Raw genomic sequence first — 20,929 nt, forward strand, 5'->3', positions numbered from 1 at the left:
GATGATGAAAGAGATAAATTATATATACTCTTTAATGCTGAGCCTGCTGCTAAGCAGTTGCGAAACAGTGGTGGAACTGGACCTGCCTGCACACGAGCCGCAGCTGGTTTTAAACGCCGTCATCAACCCCGACAGTTTATTTACTGTGGATGTCAGCGCCAGCCGGAGCCCTTTCTCCAATGAACCTTTTCAGCAACTTACCGATGCTAAAGTGCAGGTGCACCAGGCAGGGCAGGTCCTGTTCGACCTGCAGCATATGGGCAACGGCATCTATAAATCAGATACAAAACCACAAGCTTTGCAGCACTATGAGCTGCAGGTGAGTGCGCCAGGCTTCCCGAGCGCCAGTGCTACCAGTTATATACCTGCCGCGCCTGTCATAACCCATGTTGAAGCCGAAAAGGCACTCTATGACCCTAACTGGGGTATACAGACAATTCTCTCTTTTAAGCTGGATGATGTGGCAGAGCAGGAGAGCTTTTACTATATAGAAGCATACACACCAGACACAAGCTTTTTGAATAATCAGCCTTACAACAGGTACGTAAGCTTTCGCTTTACCGCACCAATTGAAAGGGAGTTTAGGATGGAGAATCGCCACTTTTTCAGCGACCGGCTTTTTAACGGCCGACAGTTGCCCCTGACGCTGAACCTGGAGAACAACCCGGAGAAGACCACATACGTGCAGGTGGTGCATATCACGAAAGAATATTACGAGTACGTCCGGACGCTGGACAGGCAGGCGGGCAGAGATGATTTCGGGAATTTTCCGACGCAGGTCACTAACAATATCCAGAATGGCTTTGGCCTCTTTGCCGGCTACAATGCTGTTACGCTGGCAGTGAAGCCGTAATGTTTCACTTTGCTACAGAAAGCAGAAGACATTATAACAAATAATACTATATTCATACCCTGGTGTATAGATGTATGAGAAAGGCTATGGTCTGGCATCTTCAAGGTACAATCAGCTACAAAAAAGCAAACTATCAATTATAATCTATAACCTGCATCAAAGCCAAAATCAACTCCTAAAAAGCCACACATGAAAACGAACTTACTCTTGCTTGCCTGCTTTATTTTTAGCTTTCATGCCATTGCGCAAACAAATGAGCCTATTTTATCCGAAGAAATTGAATCTGCCGGGTTGGCGCGTTTGGCTAAGGTTGAGTTAGGGCTTCATGGAATTGGGCTGGCATATGAACTGCCATTTAGCAAGAAATGGTCTGCAAACTTGAGTGCAGGCTTAGGCGGAGGGTATTACGTTTGGGGCAACGAATTCAAAAGCACCCTTATCATCAACGATCCTGTTGCATACTTCAGGTCGGAGTTTAAGTACACCTATAACCGCAGTAAAAGGCTTTCCAAATCTAAGTCTGTGCTGAACAATGCGGGCAACTACGTTGCTTTCCAGACAAAGTACACTACCAGAAGAGTATTTGGAAGCCCTGCATATTACGAATATGGGGGTGACATTCTGAACAGAGCATTACTGAACGAAGTGCACTGGGGCATACAAAGGCCTATGGGGCAAAAATTTATTTTCAATACGCACATAGGCTTAGGAATTGCCCATGACTTCGATTTTAATCAGAGTCAGGTTTATCCTGCAGCGGGCGTTCAGTTTGCTTATGTCCTCCCAAACAAAAGGCTGTAACCGTAGCACTAAATTCGTACAGGCGCAAACTCACAAGTTAAAAGTGGTAACTATCAAGTGTAACGCCTACTCTATACATCACACTCTAGATTCTTCAAAACCTTTGCCTTGATATCCAAAGGAAGAAAACAGAATTTTTCGCGCTTCAACCATTCCTACCCTGTACAGCAGGGTAGGCTTCATGTTCGTCGATAAAGCTTTTTATAGCTATCATATTTATATATACAATATCACTATAAAGCTATCTTTTGTTGCGCTTCGTCTAGTTCCCCTGCAACCTCTCTGCTGCCCGTAGTATCTTTGTTCTGTTCCTCAAGCACATAAGCCAAAGAACAAAAGCAAACCCAATACTATAAAAAAATAAAACCATGAAAAAACTAATGACATTCTTATTGGCGGCAGTGCTGTTGATAGGAGCAGCGCCTGTTACACAGGCTCAGGGAAACAGAGCCCTCACCTCTAAAGAGGCAGATAAATTACTTCAGCGAATTGTAGGAAGCTGGCAGGTTAACCAGTACGATTCTGAAAGAGGAAAACTTGTAGAGACAAAAGGCACTGCAAGCTTTAGCAGGGACTCTAAAGATAATTATGTGCATGAGCAGCTTGAGCTGCTACAGCCCGATGGCAGCGTAATTCAAGGTGATGGCTTCATAAGATATTCCGAAGAGCAAAACCAGTTTGAACTTGTTCAACTCGACAAGAATGGTAAAAGCATTGTGCTGATGTTAGGCAAGTGGTTACCTAAGTACAACACATTGGCCTTTACACCTGTGAAAGGAGAGGAACAATGGAGCAGCAAAATTGACCCGTCCATGCACTGCCTGTACATATTCAAGCACGATGGTACTTTTATGAAAATAAACCGCACAATCGATAAAAACGGCAACCTCACAGCTACTTCACAATATCACTTTTCTTTACCGGGTGTAGCCAAATTGTAAGTTACATTCTTCATTAAGAAACGGGGCACAGTGCGTGGTATATATACCGGCACTGTGCCCCGTTTTTCTTTATTAATAGCAGCTCTACCAAAGAAAGTACTTGGAAAATCTCCCCTAGTCAATTCTGTTTTACCTCTCTCCTGTTCCACATTTCCTGCCAGCCTACCCTCCGGATATTCTGCTCCTACACCCCCTCTTCCTGCTTTAAAGACACCTTTGCCTCATATTCGTCGAGAAAAGCCTGGTGTTCAGCCATATTAGTACAAACAAACTATCGCTATGGCTACTTCTAGGCTATGTTGGTCTAAAAGCCAAAATGCGCTTTTAAAAAGTGATTATACTTGTAATGTTCTGTTACATCATTTACAAGCAGAACATTATTCTATTATCAACCTAACAAAATAAAACCATGAAAAAACTAATGACATTCTTATTGGCAGCAATCCTGCTGATAGGAGCAGCGCCTGCTAGCCAGGCTCAGAAAAACAATATCTTCACCCCTAAGCAAGCAGCAGCTAACCAGTTGCTAGGAAGAATTGTGGGGAATTGGCAGGTAAGCCATTACGTGAGACAAGCCGGCACAAATAATCTCATAGAAACAAAAGGCAATACTAAATTCAGCAAGGCCTTCCAGGGTGACTATGTGCACGAGCAGTTTAATCTCAGCCAGCCTGATGGCAGCAGCATACAAGGCGAAAGCTTTATTAGATACTCTGATGCACTGGATCGGTACGAGTATGTGCAACTAGATAAAAGAGGCAAAAGCATTATTATGATGGTAGGCAAGTGGTCCAAAAAATACGATACACTGGCTTTTAAACCGGTGAGAGGAGAGGGACAGTGGAGCAACAAAATTGACCCTAACCTGCAGTGCCTGTATATATTCAAGCTCGATGGTACGTTTATGAGACTTACCCGCACATTTGACAAGCATGGCAATTGCATTATTATTTCTCAGGATCATTACTCCCATCCAAGTGTAGCAACACTATGACAAACACACTTTTATTTACAACAGCAACAGGTGCATTGCATGTGGCCCATACGACCACGCGCAATGCACCTTAGTATTTATCCTGGTCGTACTACAGCAGTTCATTTGCGGGGTCCCAGAACAACTTTTGGAAATCCACCACCTGATTGTTCTCCACTTTTACCCCCTCCTGCTCCAGGCGCTCCTGCATCGCGTTGGGGGCATCAAAATGCTGGCTCCCCGTCAGCATGCCTATACGGTTCACCACCCGGTGGGCCGGAATTTTTGTAGCCGGGTGCGAGGCAATAAGTGCCCAACCCACCATGCGTGCGGAGCCTTTTGAACCTAAGTAGCTGGCGATGGCACCATAGGACGTTACGCGGCCGGTTGGTATCTGCTCTACAACCTCATACACATCCTGGAAAAAATTCCTTTTCTCTGGTTTCTCTGTCATACAAAAAAATCTTTTTGCACCGATTAAACCTTTAAACAGGCTTTCTGTCTTACCTAAGCGCCTGTTTGCAGATATTCTGTGCGCAATATTTTAATAATTCTGCAAAGGACGTAATTTTAAAGCTGCTACAGCAGGAACTTAAGCTGCAGCAGCCTGTTTATTCAATATTATTGCAGATTCTTTCCAAACCCGTGTTTAAACATACATGAATAAAACTGTTAAAATCCTCCTGATTCTGGCGGCTCTGGCGGCTGTCACCTACCTCATTGTCAATAAAGCACTTACAGGGGAAGAAGCACCTAATAATATGGCAGGCGGCCCGATGGCTCAAAATGTAGCTGTGGACGTATTTGTTGTTTCGCCTACTGCCTACCAGAACAGAATTACCTCTACCGGCACGGTGCTCCCGAACGAAGACGTGGAGCTGCGCAGCGAGATTGCCGGCCGGGTAACGAATATTAATTTTAAAGAAGGTGCCCGCGTAAAAAAAGGCCAGCTGCTGCTTACAGTGAACGATGCCGACATGCGTGCCCAGTTGCAGAAACTGCAGTCTAACCAGAAGCTCTACAGCGACATGGAAGAGCGCCAGCGTACCCTGCTGGAGAAAGATTACATCAGCAGACAAGAGTACGACCAGGTAAGCAATCAACTGGCCACGGCCACCGCAGACATCCAAGCTCTGAAAGCTACGCTTAACAAGGCATATGTGCATGCGCCGTTTGACGGTGTAATTGGTTTACGCCAGGTAAGCGAAGGCAGTTATGTTTCTGCCACCACCCCTATCGCCCGCATAGTCGATATCAACCCGGTTAAAATAGAATTCGCGGTACCAGGCCGTTATAGCCAGATGGTGAAGGTAGGTGATGAAATCATTTTTAGCTCAGAAGGTGTAGCAGAGCAATATAAAGCCAAAATTTACGCCATACAACCAAACATTGACCCGGCAACCCGCACCATGCAGGTGCGTGCCCTGTACGATAATAATAATGAAGATGTGAAGCCAGGTGCTTTTGTGAAGATTGACCTACCACTTAAAGAGGTGGAACAGGCGATACTTATTCCTACAGAGGCCATTATACCGGAAGCATCAGGGCAGAAAGTGTTTTTGGCTAAAGGTGGCAAAGCTGTACCTCAGATGGTAAAAATTGGGCAGCGCTCTGAAAGCCTTATCCAGATTATTGAAGGCATTGCGCCGGGCGATACCATCATTCGCTCTGGTATACTGCAGGTGCGCCCGGGCTCTGACCTGAGCATACGGAACGTAAGGGCTTCTGAGGAACTAGCCTTGTAAACCGCGACAGGTATGCTGCACGGGTGGCAACACTATGAATGGCTTTAAAACAGCCGCTTTCCCTGTGCGAGCACTTCCCGTACCATTTGTAAAATATTGGTTGTATTGTAAAGACAAAGCAGCAATAAAATGGTTGATATGTTAAATACCTGTGATGCGGCAGGTAACCTGGCTGGCAAAACGAATATAGAAACGGTAGAGGCCTCCTCTATAAACTACAAGAATATATGGCAAGCTTATCGAATATAAGTATAAAGCGCCCTGTGCTGGCTATCGTGATGGGTATCACGATTATGGTGTTCGGGTTTATCGGCATCACCTATTTAGGGGTGCGGGAATATCCGAGCGTAGACCCTCCTATCGTCAACGTCAGAACTTCTTATACAGGGGCAAATGCCGAGACAATTGAGTCTGAGATTACCGAGCCGCTGGAGGAATCCATTAACGGTATAGCCGGTATCAGAACCCTTACCTCCACCAGCAGCGAGGGTAGCAGTAATATCACAGTTGAATTCAACCTGGACATAGATCTGGAAACGGCAGCCAATGATGTGCGCGACCGCGTGGCAAGGGCGCAGCGTCGCTTGCCAGAGGATGCGGAACCGCCTACTGTTTCAAAAGCCGATGCCGATGCTAATCCCATAATTATGTTGGGTGTGAAGAGCGAAACCCGGACACTCCTGGAACTATCGGACATGGGCCTGAACGTCTTTAAAGAGCAACTGCAAACGATACCAGGTGTCAGCGAAGTGATGATATGGGGCGACAAACGCTATTCAATGCGTCTCTGGATGGACCCGGACAGGCTCTCTGCCTTACAGGTTACGCCCGTGGAGGTACAGAATGCGCTGGCACGCCAGAACGTGGAATTGCCCTCCGGCAGCATTGAGGGATCTGCCACAGAGCTTTCTGTCAGAACAATGGGCCGTATTTCCACCGTGGAAGAGTTCAACAACATGGTTGTACGGGAGGATGCAAACCGACTGATTCGCTTCCGTGACATTGGCTTTGCACAGCTCTCCCCTGAAAACGAAAAAACGGTATTACGTTACAACGGTATACCCATGATAGGTGTGGTGCTTGTGCCGCAACCAGGTTCTAACCAGGTAGAAATTGCAGATGAATTTTACCGCCGCCTGGAGCGCATTAAAAAAGATGTTCCGGACGATATTGAGCTTATCATTGGTTTTGACAACTCTCAGTATGTAAAAGCTTCTATTGCAGAAGTGAAGGAAACCATCTTCGTAGCTTTCGGGCTCGTGGTCGTTATCATCTTCCTGTTCCTGCGCGACTGGCGATCTACCCTTATACCTGTGGTGGCTATTCCGGTATCACTAATAGGCTCCTTCTTTATCATGTATGTGATGGACTTCTCCATCAACGTGCTCACGCTATTGGCAATCGTGCTGGCCATTGGTCTGGTGGTGGACGATGCCATCGTAATGCTTGAAAATATATATACCCGTATTGAGCGGGGTGAGCAGCCAATGAAAGCGGCCAAGAAAGGCTCTGCGGAAATTTACTTTGCCATCATATCCACCACCGTTGCCCTGGCAGCGGTATTTATGCCTGTGGCCTTTCTTGAGGATACCACAGGTCGTCTTTTCCGGGAGTTTGGTATTGTGGTGGCCGGTTCTGTTATTATCTCTTCGTTCGTGTCTCTAACACTTACCCCTATGATGTCTTCACGCATACTGAAGCACAGGGAAAGGCCAAACTGGTTTTACAGAAAGACAGAACCGTTCTTTACATCGCTTACGGATGGTTACCGCAGCAGCCTCGAAAGCTTTATGCAGGTGCGTTGGGTCGCCTTTTTACTGGTAGCTGCCTCGGCGGGAGTTATCTGGTGGCAGGTAACTACACTGCAGTCGGAACTCACGCCGGACGAAGACAGAAGTGGGCTTAGAATAAGTGCCACTGGCCCGGAAGGAGCCTCATTTGAGTTCATGGACGAGTATATGAATGAGTTGACAGCTTTGGCAAATGACTCCGTGCAAGGCATCAACAGCATTACTTCTATGACGCGTAATTCGAATTCCGGCTTTGTCCGTCTACGCTTAGTAGATCCCGATCAACGTACTAAATCACAGCAGCAGATTGTAGACGAACTACCGGAACTAATAAACAGAATACCTGGAGCGAGAGCCTTTGCATCTGGAGACAAGGGCCTCGGTGGCGGGCGTGGTTCCGGCCAGCCTGTGCAGTTCGTGGTGCAGTCGCAGAGTATGGACAAGCTACGGGAGGTTATCCCAGCCTTTCTGGCGGCGGCACAAGCTGACCCCACGTTCAACTTTGTGGATGTAAACCTGAAATTCAACAAGCCAGAACTGCGGGTAGAAATCAACCGGGAGAAAGCTTTGTCGTTGGGTGTGGATATACGCGATATAGCACAAACGATTCAATTAGGCTTAAGCGGACAGCGTTTCGGTTACTTTGTAAAAGGAGGAAAACAATACCAGATACTAGGCCAGGTGGCACGAGAAAACCGCAGCGAGCCACTCGACCTGCGCAGTCTGTATGTGAAGAGTAACACAGGCGAAATCATCCAGTTAGATAATCTGATTGAATTGACAGAAGAGAGTGCCTCGCCGGAGGTTTACCGCTTTAACCGTTTTGCAGCCGCTACCTTCAGCGCCTCTTTAGCGAAGGGTAAGACAGTTGGCGATGGTGTGGACGCGATGGATGCCATTGCAGACCAGGTACTGGACGAAACGTTCCAGACGGCTCTGACGGGCCAGTCAAGAGACTTTTCTGAAAGCTCGGGTAGTTTGATGTTTGCGTTCCTGCTGGCACTGGGCCTTATTTACCTGGCACTGTCTGCCCAATTCGAAAGTTTCCGTGACCCCGTTATTATCATGTTCACTGTACCGCTGGCCCTGGCAGGTGCACTGCTCAGCCTTTGGTATTTCGACGAAACGATGAACATCTTCAGTCAGATCGGTATGATTATGTTGGTAGGTCTGGTAACCAAGAACGGTATCCTGCTGGTGGAGTTCGCCAATCAGCGCAAAGAGCAGGGCCTGACAAAACTGGAGGCTGCCGTAGACTCAGCGGTATCTCGTTTCCGCCCCATCCTGATGACCAGTTTATCTACCATCTTAGGTACTTTGCCGATAGCCCTGGCCTTAGGAGCAGGTGCCGAAACCCGCGCTTCGATGGGTATTGCTGTGGTAGGAGGCCTTATCTTTGCAACCGGCCTGACCCTGTACATCATCCCAGCCATCTATTCATACTTCTCATCGGCAGAGGCCAATATAGCGCATAAGCAGGATGATGACCATGAGGAAGAGATGATGCCACGTGTAAGAAAGCCAGAGCCAGTACTTGGCGAGTAGATAAATCATAAGCCTCCATTTAAACACATAAAATTTTTATGTCTTCCATAAAAGCTACAGTGCTGCTTCTTTCTTTTGCAGCACTCTTACTACCGGGCAAAGCATTAAGCCAGGAGCAACTGTCTTATGAGCAGGCGCTGCGTATTGGTTTAGAAAATAATTTTGATATTAAAGTTGCAACTACAGAGCAGCAGATACTTGAAAACAACGTGACCTTGGGCAATGCGGGTTTTTACCCTACTGTAGATGGCCGCATTACCAGAAACTATAACCGGAACGATACCCGTGACCAGTTCAGTAACAACGAGCCTCGTGAAATCAACAACCTCAAAACACAACAAACCAACATGGGGGTGTTCCTGAACTGGACTATTTTTGATGGCTTTGGCATGTTCATCGCATATGACCGCCTACAAGCACTTGAAGCGTCAGGTGAACTGTTTACAAAGGCTACAATAGAGGCTTCTTTAGCTGACATCAGCAATGCGTATTTTGAGGTAGTGCGGCAGGCCCGTATAATCAAGGCGCTTGAGGATGCCATCGCCATATCAGAACAGCGGGTAGAGATAACGCAGGCACAATATGATGTGGGGGTGAGTGCGAAGGTTGAGATTTTGCGTGCCCAGGTAGACTATAATACAGACCGTTCGGAATTTCTGCTGCAGCAGGAAGCACTGCAAAACGCTATAATTATTCTAAACCAACTGCTTGGCCGCGATCCCGATATTCTGCTTGTGCCAACTGATTCTATTGTGGTGGATCCTACCATTCAGTATGATCAGATAAGTACTGGAATGGCTGCCAACCTTAACCTGCAGCGCCTTCAGTTAGACAGAGAGATTGCTCTTCTTAACATGAAAGCAGCTCGGAACCTGCGCCTTCCCTTTGTAAACCTGAACGGCAGCTACAGCAAAAACCAGTCAGAACAGAACCCTGCTATTGTGGCCCAGCAAATAGGAACAAACGTACGGGAGTCTGTAGGCTTTAGTTACGGTGCAAGCGTAATCATGCCCATCTTCAATGGCTTCGAGATAAGGCGGCAACTACAGAATGCCAGAATAGCGATGGAGTCCAGCAACCTTGCCTACCAGCAGGAGCAGAACAGGCTGCAGTCGGAAGTGGCGCGTGCTTATAACATATACAGCAACCGCCTGCAGTTGCTGCAACTTGAGGAGTCGAATGTACGTCTGGCAGAAGAGAACGCAGCCATCGCGCTGGAACGATACCGCCTGGGCCTGCTCACCGCCATCGAACTGCGTGAAGCACAGCGGAACGAGCTTGTTGCCTCCAACCGATTAACAGACATACAGTATGAAGCGAAAGCAGCAGAAACGCAGCTCAAGTTTATTACCAGCACCTTGCTGCAGGGCACTGTCACGCCGTAACCTCCCTTAGATTAACAGCAATTATACAGTAAAAGGATAGCCGCGGCTATCCTTTTACTGTATAATTGCTTCTACCCTGCATCCCGTTGCTTTCGATCCCATGGCCAAAATATTTCCAGGCTTCTCTAAATTCCGGCAATATCGCTATGCTGAAGTATGCTAGAGAGCAAAAGGTAAGTATAAACAAAAGACCCTGGCCGTTCACTACCAGGGTCTTTTTAGTAAACCAAATTCAACTAACCTAACAAACTAAAGAATTGCGTTCTTATACGGCTTTTATATAGCAAAGTTATATATAGATACATTATTTATATGAAGCCTCCCATACTCAAGCACTATCCTCCTGCTCGTGAGGTGGAACATATATTGTTCTCATGGCAAGCTGTAACTAAGGACTTACTTACCTTTGTAAATAATCATGAATATTTTCTTATTTTACAAATAAATTTTGTTTATTGCTTCTGCGCAATCGATTGCGCAGATTGAAAGGATATAATATGTCTCAGAAGATTCTAAAAATACATCCCGATGATAATGTGCTGGTTGCACTTACGGATTTGCCTGCAGGCGCTACAATAGCCTATCAGGATCTTACTATCACACTTGTGGAGGATGTGCCTGCCAAGCACAAGTTTACCCAGCAGGAGTTGCTGCCGGAGCAGGAAATTATCATGTATGGTTCTCTTGTAGGAAAAACAGTAACGGCGATCCCTGCAGGAGGCAGAATATCTACAGAAAACGTCAAGCACCAGGCCTCTGCCTTCACCGGAAAAACCAAAACCACAGGCTGGCAGGCACCGGATGTATCGAGGTGGGCAGATAAAACCTTTCAGGGCTACCACCGCACCGACGGACAAGTAGGCACCGCCAACTACTGGCTGGTGATACCACTGGTATTCTGTGAAAACAGAAATGTAAATATTATAAAACAGGCCTTTCTGGAAGAACTGGGCTTTGGCCGCCAGGACATTTACAAGTCCTATGTGCAGCAGATGGTGGAGCTGTATCAAGCAGGCAACACAGCCGCTATCGCACAGTTGCCACTCCAGAACCACGCATCCAACGGGCACAAACGCATCTTCGAGAACATCGACGGCATCAAATTCCTGACACATGAAGGAGGTTGTGGCGGTATACGACAAGACTCTGAGGCACTTTGCGCTTTGCTAGCCGGCTATATCCACAACCCTAACGTGGCAGGAGCCACCGTCTTGAGCCTGGGTTGCCAAAACGCGCAGGCAAGCCTTTTGGAGGAAAAACTGAAAGCTCTCAACCCGAATTTCACAAAGCCCCTGATCATGCTGGAACAGCAAAAAGAAGGGACGGAACATGAGCTATTGGCCAAGGCTATTAAACAGACTTTTCTTGCCCTTGTGGAAGCAGACAAGCAGAAGCGCCAACCTGCTCCTCTTAGTAAGCTGGTGGTAGGTTTGGAGTGTGGCGGCTCCGACGGCTTCTCTGGTATATCCGCTAACCCGGCCGTGGGCCATGCCTCTGATTTGGTGGTGGCTTTGGGAGGCAAGTCCATGCTCTCCGAGTTTCCGGAACTGTGCGGCGTAGAGCAGGAACTAATAAACCGCTGTGTGGACGAAAAAACAGCAGATCGGTTTGTTCAGCTGATGCGGGCTTATGCCTATGCCGCAGAGGCAGTAGGCTCCGGCTTTGATATGAACCCAAGCCCGGGTAACATCAAAGACGGCTTAATTACGGATGCTATTAAATCAGCTGGCGCAGCCAAGAAAGGAGGCACTTCCCCTGTGGCAGATGTGCTGGATTACGGTGAATATGCCACAAAACCGGGGCTAACGCTTCTCTGCACTCCCGGAAACGATGTGGAAAGCACTACCGCGATGGCAGGTTCCGGTGCCAACATCATTCTGTTTACCACAGGGTTAGGCACACCAACGGGCAACCCTGTTACACCGGTTATCAAAGTGTCGTCTAATACGAAGTTGGCGCAGCGTATGCCTGATATCATTGATATTGATACAGGCCCTGTGATTGCAGGTGAAAAGAACATAGCGGAAATGGGCGCTGAGATGCTGGATTTAATTATAGAAGTAGCCAGTGGCCAGGTTCAGCCAAAAGCGGTGCAGTTGGGGCAGGATGATTTTATACCCTGGAAAAGAGGTATTTCTCTTTAGTTAATTTTCAAGAATCTTTATTCTTATAATAAGAGTATAGAATCAACATTAATGGCTAATTCAAGAGTTTGTAACTATCCTGAAAATTTCCTGATACCTGCTGCCGAAGGCAATATACCCGGCAACACAGCAAACCCTGTAATACTTTAAGCACTGTGCTTTTTAATAACTTGTAGATAGCTCAAAAAAAACAACTTATGGATGATCAACTGGCATTGCCTGTAGGAACAACCCTCGACAGGTTTATTATGCGAAAACAAGAGGAATTCCCGTTTGCTTCCGGCGAACTGTCGCAGTTACTTCGGGACATTGCTCTCGCAACTAAAATCGTGAACCGTGAGATAAACCGCGCTGGTTTGCTAGGTGTTACGGGTACTTTTGGGCAACAGAACGTACAGGGAGAAGAACAGCAAAAGCTGGATGTGATTGCTAACATCCGTTTCATCAGAGCACTGCGCAATGGTGGAGAGGTATGCACCATTATATCGGAAGAGGAAGAAGGTATTATCCAGACAGGCAATACCAAGGGCAAGTACGTTGTTGCCATGGATCCCCTTGATGGTTCTTCTAACATTGACGTAAATGTAGCCATAGGCACCATTTTCTCTATCTACAGAAGGCTCTCTGACAACGGAGAAGACGGCACGCTGGAGGATTGCCTACAGGACGGAACCAAGCAGGTGGCAGCCGGCTACATCATCTATGGTTCCTCTACCATGCTGGTTTATACTACCGGCTGCGGCGTAAACGGCTTTACTTATGAGCCGTCGCTCGGTGAGTTCTTCCTGTCTCACCCGAACATCAAGACGCCACAGGATGGTAAAATTTACTCCTGCAATGAGGGTAATGTAAACAGCTTTCCAGATGGAATTAAAGCTTACCTGAACTACTGTAAAGAGCAGCACTATTCTGCCCGCTACATCGGCTCACTAGTAGCAGATTTCCACCGTAACCTGCTGAAAGGTGGTGTTTACCTTTACCCGCCAACAGCCAAATCACCTAATGGAAAGTTGCGCCTCGTGTATGAGTGCAATGCCCTGGCCATGATCATTGAGCAAGCGGGTGGCAAGGCAACTGATGGTTCTGAGCGTATCCTGGACAAGACTCCAACGGAACTGCATCAGCGTTGCCCTTTAGTTATTGGTTCACCTGATATGGTAGATAAAGTTGAAGAGTTTCTGGCGGCTGAGTTTGTGGCTGTTTAGTTAAAGTTGACTTTCCTAAATACTGAAGCCGGAGCAGGTAAAACTGCCCCGGCTTCAGCTTTTTGAGGTGCACCAAGTACTGGCGCTGCCTAGATGCTCTTTTGCTTTTTACTCAAGTCCTTTACCCGTATATTTCTGAACCAGACAGTGGACCCGTGGCCAAGGAAGCCGATATGCCCTTTGTCCCGCTTCAGGCCAGGGTGATTTTCGCCATCTAATGTGCCGTTTTTGCTGGCCTCGGCGATGTCTCCGTCCAGGATAGTCGTTCCGTTCAAAATTACTTTTACTTTGTCTCCCTGCACGATTACTTCCTCATAGTTCCACTCCCCTACCGGCTTCAGATAGCCACGTTTGGCTGGAATCACACCGTATACGGAGCCATGGTATTGGTACTCTTTCAGGTTCCTGTAAATATCAGCGTCGTTATCCAGGATCTGAATTTCCATACCCTCATAGGCGGCATCGCCTTCCAACGGCGTTCGGATACCCAGCCCGTTGTTGGCGCCAGGCGTCAGCTTGAACTCGAATCGGAACACAAAGTCGCCATACTCCTCCTTGGTATAGAGGTTGCCCCCGCTGCCGAACTTCGGCTCCCGCACCACCAATTCCCCGTTCTCAATTACGTAGTCTGCCGTATTGCCCTGCCAGCTGTGCATGTTGGTGCCGTCAAACAGCACCTTGAATCCTTCTTTTTTCTCAGCGGCACTCAGTTCAAAAGGTTCCTCTCGTGGTATCTCCCGGATGTAAAGGTCCCGGTAAGCCACCGGGGAACCATGTGCCTGCAACTCCAGCTGCTCTTCAGGGAAGATAGGCATGCCTCTGTCCCAGTAATTCTCCAGCATCACGTTGTCCGTCACCAGTTCACCGTTCAAGCACACCGTCACGCGGTCGCCCTGCATCAGTATTCGGAAGTTGTTCCACTCGCCCAGTGGGTTGTCTGCTACCTTCAGCGGCTTGCTTGGGTTCACCTTGTTGTTATACAAGCCACCTGAGCCTACCTGTGCCCCGGCATCCACGCGGGAGGTATCCCACATCTGCACCTGGGGGGTGCCACGCAGATAAATACCGGCGTCTCCCTCCCCGCTTCCGTCATCATATATCTTCCAGTCCACGAACATCTCAAAGTCGCCGTACTTCTTCTCTGTCGTGAGGTTGTTGTAGCCCTTTCCGACAAATACTATCTCTCCATTTTCTACTTTCCAGTCCCTTCTCATTTCCTCATCGGCCGCCGCCTGCTTCTGGGCCAGCGTCTTTGCATCCATCTTCGCGCGCTTGATGGGATCTTCCACCAGACCTTTCCAGCCCGTTAGGTCCTTGCCATTGAACAGTGACACAATACCCGGGCCTTCCGGCATTTCAGCCAGAAACTTGTTAATAGACTCCTTCTGGTATTCACTGTCTGGCCCTTTCAGTACCTGTGCTGTCTTGTTCAGGTGCTCCCGCACCACATCACCGTAGAATTCTTTGTTCGACAGTCCTATATTCATTACTGCAATAGCCGCTTCCTGCTGCAAAGCAGGGTCATCCAGGTACTTCGCCGCGAAGACCAGGGCTGGGAAGGTTCTGTTTCTTTCTACCTGCTGCAGTATCAGCTTCTTTTGCTCAGGGGTTTTAGCGAGTTCCATGCCATTGCGCAACAGCAGCAGCTTCTGGTCAGCAGGATACTGAGAGAGACTCACTGTGCGGATGTATCCTTTGAGTGCCGGATCCAGGTAGGCTGCGTTGGCAGGGTCCTGGCTGATGCGGTACAGCTCTTTAGCCGCGCTTACGTCAGACCAAGATGACAAAGCCGTGATGGCAGCCTGTTTGGTGGCTGCATCTCCGGAATGAAAGGCTTCTGCAACTGCGCCAAGCGCCTGCTCACCGCCGATACCCGCCAGCACATCAAAATAAGCAGGCTTCTTCTCAGCAGGCACTTTCTCCATTTGCTCCAGTACCAGCTCAGCCTGCTGTTGCTGCGACTCATACTCCCGTACGGCCGCTATAACGGCCTGCTGCGCTGCCTTCAGCTCTTCCGGCTGGGAAGTATTGTTCAGCAAGGTATATAAGCGGGGAAGGTTTTCTTTCCGGGCCATCTGCCCAAGTGCCGACATGGCGGCCAGGCGCACGGCCGGGTTTTTATTTTCCGCATAGGAGAACACATCATCTATCCGGTTATGCGCAGCGCGGGCACCTAATACCGTCAGCAGTTCTGCCTGGGCTACAGCTGGCATTTTTGGCAGGGCATCAGCTACCTTGTCTGTCATACCATCGCCTTTCATAATAAGCAAAGCGTTTTTTACGGCAATGGCGTCCTCCTTATTGCCTTTTCTCATGACTCTGAGCAGTTGGGGGAGTGCCTCTTCCTGCCCGATTTTACCTGCTGCTGCAACAGCTGCTAGTCTTATCTCATCATTCCTGTTCCGCAGAGCTCTGTTAACTGTAGGCAAAGCTGCCGTTGCTCTGTTGTCTCCAAGCATCGTGATGATGTCAGCCCGCACGGCTGCACTCGCTCTCTTTTGCTCTTTTACCAGCATAGCGGTTGTGGCGGGGGTAACATAGGGAGCAGCGAAACGCAGCGCAGCAGCACGGTATTCGGGGTCAACGTCGCCGGCCGCGCTCACAAGCAGCGGCATGCTTTTCTCACCCTGTATACCAGCGAGCAATTTTAAAGCCGCTGTTCGGGTGTGTGTTTGCCTTTGCTGGCCAGCGCCCTGTAGCAGCGCCTGCGCTATCTTTTCTGCCTGCTGCTGATGTCCGCTTTCTGCCAGCCGCCTGGCGTACAGCAGATAGGCAGCAACGGCGTTGTCACTATCATAGGTTAACCGATCCTCTTCCGTTGCCTTTGCCAGCACGGCCTCTGAAGTAGGGTCTGCTATATTGGCAAGGGCGAAAAGAGCAAGCTTCCTGAGCTTCGCGTCCTGGCTGTTCACGAAGGGAGCCAAAGCAGCCACTGCCGCTGTAGAGCGGTTGTTCCCAAGGGCTTCTACCAAAGACAGGCGGCAATCTCCCTGCGCAGTTTGCAGTGCCTGCAGCAGCATACTGTTGCCTTGAGGCGTGTTGATGTTGGTGAAGGCACCTGCAGCGGGAGCACACAGCCGCTCATTTCCCAGGTAAGGCTGCAGGCAGGCAACGGCGTCATCTTTGCCTACTACCTGAAGCTGCCTGATAAGGAACGCTTTATTTTCATCATTCTCTATTTTGCCTATGGACTCACAATAAGCATCGACGCTCATCTTTCTCCAGTCCTCCCTTTCAGATTGCATCACATAATAGGAGAAGCCGCCCAGGGCGTACTCTATCTTGGTGTTATCCCCTTTTCCGGGTGCGGAGAGCATGCTGGCAATTTCCACGATGCCTTCCCGGCCCATGGCAGCTAACTCCCCCATACTGGCGTTCAGCTGCTCCTTGTCACGGGCGGGTACTTCGGCCAAAAGGTCGGCGATGCGGGTGTTCAGGGTACGCTGGTCATTTTTGCGTTGCCCAAAGCCTGCAGTACTTACAGTAAGCAAGGCGACGAGCAGTAGTATATTTTTTTTCATATATTTGACATAAGGAAATCCTGATTTATAATACTATGCTTGCAATGATTTTCAATCCAATTAAACCATTGTCCAGTCTGAGCGCATGGGCTGGTAGACCAAACGATTCGCAGCCTCATCCCCAATAAACTCCTGCTTAACCGGGTCGAACTTAAGGGAGCGCCCCAGGCGCAGGGCAGCCAGGCCCATATTGACGAGCGTGCAGGACCGGTGGCCGTTTTCCTCGTTAAGGGCGAACTTCTTGCGTTCTTTAACCGCCCTTATGAAGTCTGTTACTTGCGGCTCCGGATCGGGAAAGGCAGCCAGTTTCCGCTGCAGGTCCGGAATGTCTGAACGGAAGCCAGGGTATAGCTTCCCATTCGGCCCCTCGATGTAAGGGATGTTCTCCTCTTTGCCCTCTCCGTCAAGAACAATCTGGCAACCGTCTTCATAGGTATAAGTGATCCGGCGCCATGTGCCCACTGCGTCTGTGTGCTGCTGCGGGGCGTCTATCTCCACCGACACAGGGCTGGTGTTGTCTTTCCCTAGGAAGTACTGTATGGGGTCCATGTAGTGCTGCCCCATGTCGCCGAGACCGCCGCCGTCATAGTCCCAGTAGCCTCGGAAGGTGCCGTGCACCCGGTGCGGGTTGTAAGGCCTGTAGGGCGCAGGGCCCAGCCACATGTTATAGTCTAGTTCCTGCGGCACCGGCATCGGGTCTAAGTTGGTCTGGCCTACCCAGTAGAACTTCCAGTCGTAGCCCGTGCCCCGGCCTACAGTCACTTTCAGAGGCCAGCCGAGCATGCCGCTTTCCACCAGCTTTTTGATGGGTTTCACGGTTGTGCCCATGCCGTAGAAAATATCTTCGAATCGGAACCATGTGTTCAGCCGGAAGATACGGCCGTGCTGCTGCACCGCCTCCACTACGCGCTTGCCTTCTCCGATGGTGCGGGTCATGGGCTTCTCGCACCAGATGTCCTTGCCGGCTCTTGCCGCGTCCGCTGCCATCAGGCCATGCCAGTGTGGCGGCGTAGCGATGTGCACGATGTCTACCTCCGGGAGTTGAATCAACTCCCGGTAATCCGCAAAAGTCTTCACCCCTTTGCCCACCATTTCCACTGCTTTCTTCAGGTGGTTCTGGTCCACATCACACACGGCTACCACTCGGGTGTCGCCGTAGGGGAAATGATTGCGCCCCATCGCACCGACGCCAATCACCCCTTTGGTTAATTGGTCGCTGGGCGCTACATAGCCCCTGCCCCCCAGCACAAAGCGGGGAACAATGGTGAAAGCGGCAATGGTGGCCGCCGACTTTTTTATAAAATCTCTTCTTGAACTCATGGGGTGAAAAATTTATAGGGTGGACTATATCTTTATATCTAAAAGCTACTCTCTTGCCGAGGCTTTAAAAAAGCCCACTTCAGCTAACTGCACGGGCTGCTTTGCCTCCAGCACAGTTACCCGTACTTTAGAGGTCTTGATCAGCGGAAGCCGCAACAGCCTTTTATACCCGATGGTGGTAAACTCATCTGCTTTCTGCCATGCCTTCCCATCCCAGTATTCCAGCAAAGCCGTTACATTCCGCTGCCCCTCAGCAATATTCTCCTGAAACATGGCTCTGTCAAAGGCTATTTCCTTCTTAAAATCCCACACTAGCGGTTGCTTTTCTTTCAGGGTGATGTAAGTAGTGAGTTTCTGGTCGGTTAACTGCTTCCTGACTTTTCCTACAGCCAGGTTCCCACGGAAAGTCTCGTCCAGGATACTTCTGAAGTCATGCAGGCTGCGAACATCCTGTTCTGCGAAAATGCCTTGGGGGTTCGGCGGGATGTTCAACAAAAGTAAACTGTTCCTGCCTACTGACTTATAATACAGGTCCACCAGCTGTTTTCCTGATTTTACTTTGCTGTCTTCTTCCGGATGATAGAACCAGCCCGGCCGAATAGACACATCCGTCTCTGCGGGAATCCATAGGTTGCCCTCCGGGTCGCCCACGTTCAGGTATCTTGGATCGGCTACTCCGGGTGCCATTCCCACCGTATCTATCGTGGACCAGCACGTTTCACCTGCGTTACCGGATTCATTGCCAACCCAGCGCACATCAGGCCCCACATCCGAGAACATGACTGCTTTTGGCTGCAATTCACGCACTAACTGCCAATAGCCGTCAAAGTCATATTCCATGTTTTTGGCATTCTCCCCTTTGGCGCCGTCAAACCACACCTCCGATACTTCTCCGTAATTGGTCAGCAGCTCGCGCAGCTGGTTTTTGTAGAAGGCGTTATAAGATGGGGTGCCGTACTGCTCCTCATGCTGGTCCCAGGGGGAAAGGTAAAAGCCGAACTTTAGCCCGTACTCCCGGCAGGCATCCGCAATTTCTTTCACCACATCGCCTTTCCCGTTTTTCCAGGGACTGCTGGCAACCGTATGGTCTGTGTATTCGGAAGGCCAAAGGCAGAAGCCATCGTGGTGTTTGGCTGTGATGATGGCCATTTTAAAACCTGTGTCTTTTAAGGTTTTGACTATCTTGCGTGCATCGAAGTCTACCGGGTTAAATATCTGGGGGCTTTCTGTACCATCGCCCCACTCCTTGCCGGTAAAGGTGTTCACCGTGAAGTGCAGGAAAGCGGTGGTTTCAAGTTGTTGCCACTCCAACTGGCGTGGTTCTGGCTTTGGCAACTCTTGTGCTAAAATGGGGGTGGAGGCTAAAACAGCAGCTAACAGGGTGAACAAAGCATGCTTCTTCATAGGCTTTTATCAGGTATAGTATAACCAGCCACTGGTGTAGCGTCTGGTGCTAGTTAATCTTGTTCCTTTGCCCCGCCTGCACTTAGGCTCGGGTACTAAAGGTATTCCGGATGCCAATCGCTTCTTGCCTTCTGACTTTAATACAGCTTATTGATTGTGCACCGCAGCCATGGATTTGCTGTAACATAATAGTCACTTTATTAATCATTTGCAAGAATAGTGACCTTCTTCATCACCTTTTTGATATGAACCAAGACCTGTTCCTATTCGTTTTACTACTCGCCTTTTCTCATAGGCTGCAGAAGCAACATGAAAGCCCTGCCGGTAAAGGCAAGGCTTTCATGTTCTAATTTGTTTACGCATTATAAAAAATTGTGCAAAGTTGCTATTTAAGAGGATTAACTAAGCCCCTTTGCACACTCTTTATCAATACTCTCCTGTATTCTTCATCTCTTCTTCTACACGCTGGTTAGTAAAGTTGGACACAGGCAAAGAGAGCAGTGGCTGATGATTATAGGCTATCATTTTAGATGTAACGCTTTTATCCAGAAGTCTTTCCAGAACATTGTGCTTCTGCGGGTTTAGTATGAGCAAGTCTGGCTTGTGCTCCTGCAGATACTCCTGTATACCTGTCGCCGCATCTGCCCGCTGTTGCAGTATCACCTTAAAATCTATAGCATTCAATTGCTCATCAAGTTGTTCCAGTGCAGGCTGTAAACGTTCATCATCGGGCTGCAGGTTATGATGTTTGTCTATGTGCAGCACCTGAAGCTTAGACCGGAATGTTTTTACAAACTCCTGCAGCTTTGCTAGCAGAAACTGATTAGGCTGCTTGCCCAGGTCTGCCGCAAATACTACTGATTTAAATCCATAAAACTTAGTACCCAGCGGCACTCCCAGCACAGGAATCCTGCTGTTGCGCATCACAGAAACGGTGGTACTACCAATCAAAACCTGACTTAAGGCTCCTCCACCCTGCATACCCATTACAATCAGGTCAACTTTGCTTGCTTCTGCCGCCTTGGTGATCTGCTTATTGACGGGTCCCATTTTAGCGACATAGGTAACATGACTCGCATACCTTTCATGAGGTCCTTTCTCTATTGCAATGGCATGATTTGGAGAACTCTCACTTTGCTCAGCCCCTTCTACACGGTTGTAGTTGATGATAACGTCAGTTTGTCTAAAAACCTCCGTCTGTTTTTTAGTTAAATATAGCAATTTGGAAATATACTGTACTAGATGCAGCGCCTTTTATTCGTTGGCCAAAGCTTCGCCAACATGTCCCAAACATGGCTTTCA

The 20,929-nt window shown here is 48.8% G+C and carries 14 protein-coding genes; 9 read left to right on the forward strand and 5 right to left on the reverse strand.

Translation table 11 applies throughout. The annotated features are described in order from the left end of the window. Nucleotide 1 precedes the first annotated feature (1 nt). The 4 genes from E1919_RS04315 (at nt 2) to E1919_RS04330 (ending at nt 3,589) form a co-directional block, all read left to right on the forward strand. Nucleotides 2-853, forward strand: a complete 852-nt coding sequence (locus tag E1919_RS04315) for a DUF4249 domain-containing protein (protein ID WP_162052095.1) — start codon at nt 2-4, stop codon at nt 851-853. A 189-nt stretch (nt 854-1,042) separates the two neighbouring features. After that, the gene (locus E1919_RS04320) at nt 1,043-1,654 is read left to right on the forward strand and encodes a hypothetical protein (protein ID WP_162052096.1); all 612 of its coding nucleotides are present in this window, start codon (nt 1,043-1,045) and stop codon (nt 1,652-1,654) included. A 368-nt stretch (nt 1,655-2,022) separates the two neighbouring features. Next, entirely contained in the window at nt 2,023-2,595 is a 573-nt protein-coding gene (locus E1919_RS04325; RefSeq protein ID WP_162052097.1) for a DUF1579 family protein, read from the forward strand. A 409-nt stretch (nt 2,596-3,004) separates the two neighbouring features. Beyond that, a complete protein-coding gene (locus E1919_RS04330; protein WP_162052098.1) occupies nt 3,005-3,589 on the forward strand; it encodes a DUF1579 family protein in 585 nt (194 codons plus the stop codon). A 91-nt stretch (nt 3,590-3,680) separates the two neighbouring features. On the opposite strand, the gene E1919_RS04335 is transcribed toward E1919_RS04330, so the two are convergent. Then, complete coding sequence (locus E1919_RS04335; RefSeq protein ID WP_162052099.1) at nt 3,681-4,022, reverse strand: MGMT family protein; 342 nt, start codon at nt 4,020-4,022, stop codon at nt 3,681-3,683. Nucleotides 4,023-4,227: 205 nt separating this feature from the next. Here E1919_RS04335 and E1919_RS04340 point away from each other — a divergent pair, with 205 nt between their 5' ends. The 5 genes from E1919_RS04340 (at nt 4,228) to fbp (ending at nt 13,382) form a co-directional block, all read left to right on the forward strand. Then, entirely contained in the window at nt 4,228-5,313 is a 1,086-nt protein-coding gene (locus tag E1919_RS04340) for an efflux RND transporter periplasmic adaptor subunit (protein ID WP_162052100.1), read from the forward strand. Between the two features lie 227 nt (nt 5,314-5,540). Next, nucleotides 5,541-8,648, forward strand: a complete 3,108-nt coding sequence (locus tag E1919_RS04345) for an efflux RND transporter permease subunit (protein WP_162052101.1) — start codon at nt 5,541-5,543, stop codon at nt 8,646-8,648. Nucleotides 8,649-8,686: 38 nt separating this feature from the next. Beyond that, nucleotides 8,687-10,033 carry a TolC family protein gene (locus tag E1919_RS04350; RefSeq protein WP_162052102.1) on the forward strand — a complete coding sequence of 449 codons (1,347 nt, stop codon included), beginning with the start codon at nt 8,687-8,689 and terminating at the stop codon, nt 10,031-10,033. A 497-nt stretch (nt 10,034-10,530) separates the two neighbouring features. Next, complete coding sequence (locus E1919_RS04355; protein ID WP_162052103.1) at nt 10,531-12,177, forward strand: UxaA family hydrolase; 1,647 nt, start codon at nt 10,531-10,533, stop codon at nt 12,175-12,177. Between the two features lie 197 nt (nt 12,178-12,374). Continuing rightward, nucleotides 12,375-13,382, forward strand: coding sequence for a class 1 fructose-bisphosphatase (gene fbp / locus E1919_RS04360; protein ID WP_162052104.1), 1,008 nt, complete (start codon nt 12,375-12,377; stop codon nt 13,380-13,382). 89 nt (nt 13,383-13,471) lie between these two features. Here fbp and E1919_RS04365 read toward each other — a convergent pair whose 3' ends face one another. The 4 genes from E1919_RS04365 to E1919_RS04380 form a co-directional block, all read right to left on the reverse strand. Beyond that, nucleotides 13,472-16,903: a DUF1080 domain-containing protein gene (locus E1919_RS04365; protein ID WP_162052106.1), complete on the reverse strand. Its 3,432-nt coding sequence runs from the start codon at nt 16,901-16,903 to the stop codon at nt 13,472-13,474. A gap of 60 nt (nt 16,904-16,963) precedes the next feature. Further along, entirely contained in the window at nt 16,964-18,223 is a 1,260-nt protein-coding gene (locus tag E1919_RS04370) for a Gfo/Idh/MocA family oxidoreductase (RefSeq protein WP_162052108.1), read from the reverse strand. 45 nt (nt 18,224-18,268) lie between these two features. Further along, a complete protein-coding gene (locus tag E1919_RS04375; protein WP_162052110.1) occupies nt 18,269-19,627 on the reverse strand; it encodes an alpha-L-fucosidase in 1,359 nt (452 codons plus the stop codon). Between the two features lie 426 nt (nt 19,628-20,053). Next, nucleotides 20,054-20,848 (reverse strand): universal stress protein, encoded by a 795-nt coding sequence (locus E1919_RS04380; RefSeq protein WP_162052112.1) that lies wholly within the window; start codon nt 20,846-20,848, stop codon nt 20,054-20,056. Nucleotides 20,849-20,929: the final 81 nt, after the last annotated feature.

Origin of the sequence: Pontibacter pamirensis, from assembly GCF_010015475.1 — a bacterium.
Lineage (GTDB): Bacteria > Bacteroidota > Bacteroidia > Cytophagales > Hymenobacteraceae > Pontibacter > Pontibacter pamirensis.

Excerpts from the sequence above, each read along its gene's own strand:
- E1919_RS04350 (WP_162052102.1), top strand. The coding sequence starts at position 8,687 with ATGTCTTCCATAAAAGCTACAGTGCTGCTTCTTTCTTTTGCAGCACTC.
- fbp (WP_162052104.1), top strand. The coding sequence starts at position 12,375 with ATGGATGATCAACTGGCATTGCCTGTAGGAACAACCCTCGACAGGTTT.
- E1919_RS04340 (WP_162052100.1), top strand. The coding sequence starts at position 4,228 with ATGAATAAAACTGTTAAAATCCTCCTGATTCTGGCGGCTCTGGCGGCT.
- E1919_RS04355 (WP_162052103.1), top strand. The coding sequence starts at position 10,531 with ATGTCTCAGAAGATTCTAAAAATACATCCCGATGATAATGTGCTGGTT.
- E1919_RS04335 (WP_162052099.1), bottom strand. The coding sequence starts at position 4,022 with ATGACAGAGAAACCAGAGAAAAGGAATTTTTTCCAGGATGTGTATGAG.
- E1919_RS04330 (WP_162052098.1), top strand. The coding sequence starts at position 3,005 with ATGAAAAAACTAATGACATTCTTATTGGCAGCAATCCTGCTGATAGGA.
- E1919_RS04375 (WP_162052110.1), bottom strand. The coding sequence starts at position 19,627 with ATGAAGAAGCATGCTTTGTTCACCCTGTTAGCTGCTGTTTTAGCCTCC.
- E1919_RS04320 (WP_162052096.1), top strand. The coding sequence starts at position 1,043 with ATGAAAACGAACTTACTCTTGCTTGCCTGCTTTATTTTTAGCTTTCAT.
- E1919_RS04365 (WP_162052106.1), bottom strand. The coding sequence starts at position 16,903 with ATGAAAAAAAATATACTACTGCTCGTCGCCTTGCTTACTGTAAGTACT.
- E1919_RS04325 (WP_162052097.1), top strand. The coding sequence starts at position 2,023 with ATGAAAAAACTAATGACATTCTTATTGGCGGCAGTGCTGTTGATAGGA.
- E1919_RS04345 (WP_162052101.1), top strand. The coding sequence starts at position 5,541 with ATGGCAAGCTTATCGAATATAAGTATAAAGCGCCCTGTGCTGGCTATC.
- E1919_RS04370 (WP_162052108.1), bottom strand. The coding sequence starts at position 18,223 with ATGAGTTCAAGAAGAGATTTTATAAAAAAGTCGGCGGCCACCATTGCC.
- E1919_RS04315 (WP_162052095.1), top strand. The coding sequence starts at position 2 with ATGATGAAAGAGATAAATTATATATACTCTTTAATGCTGAGCCTGCTG.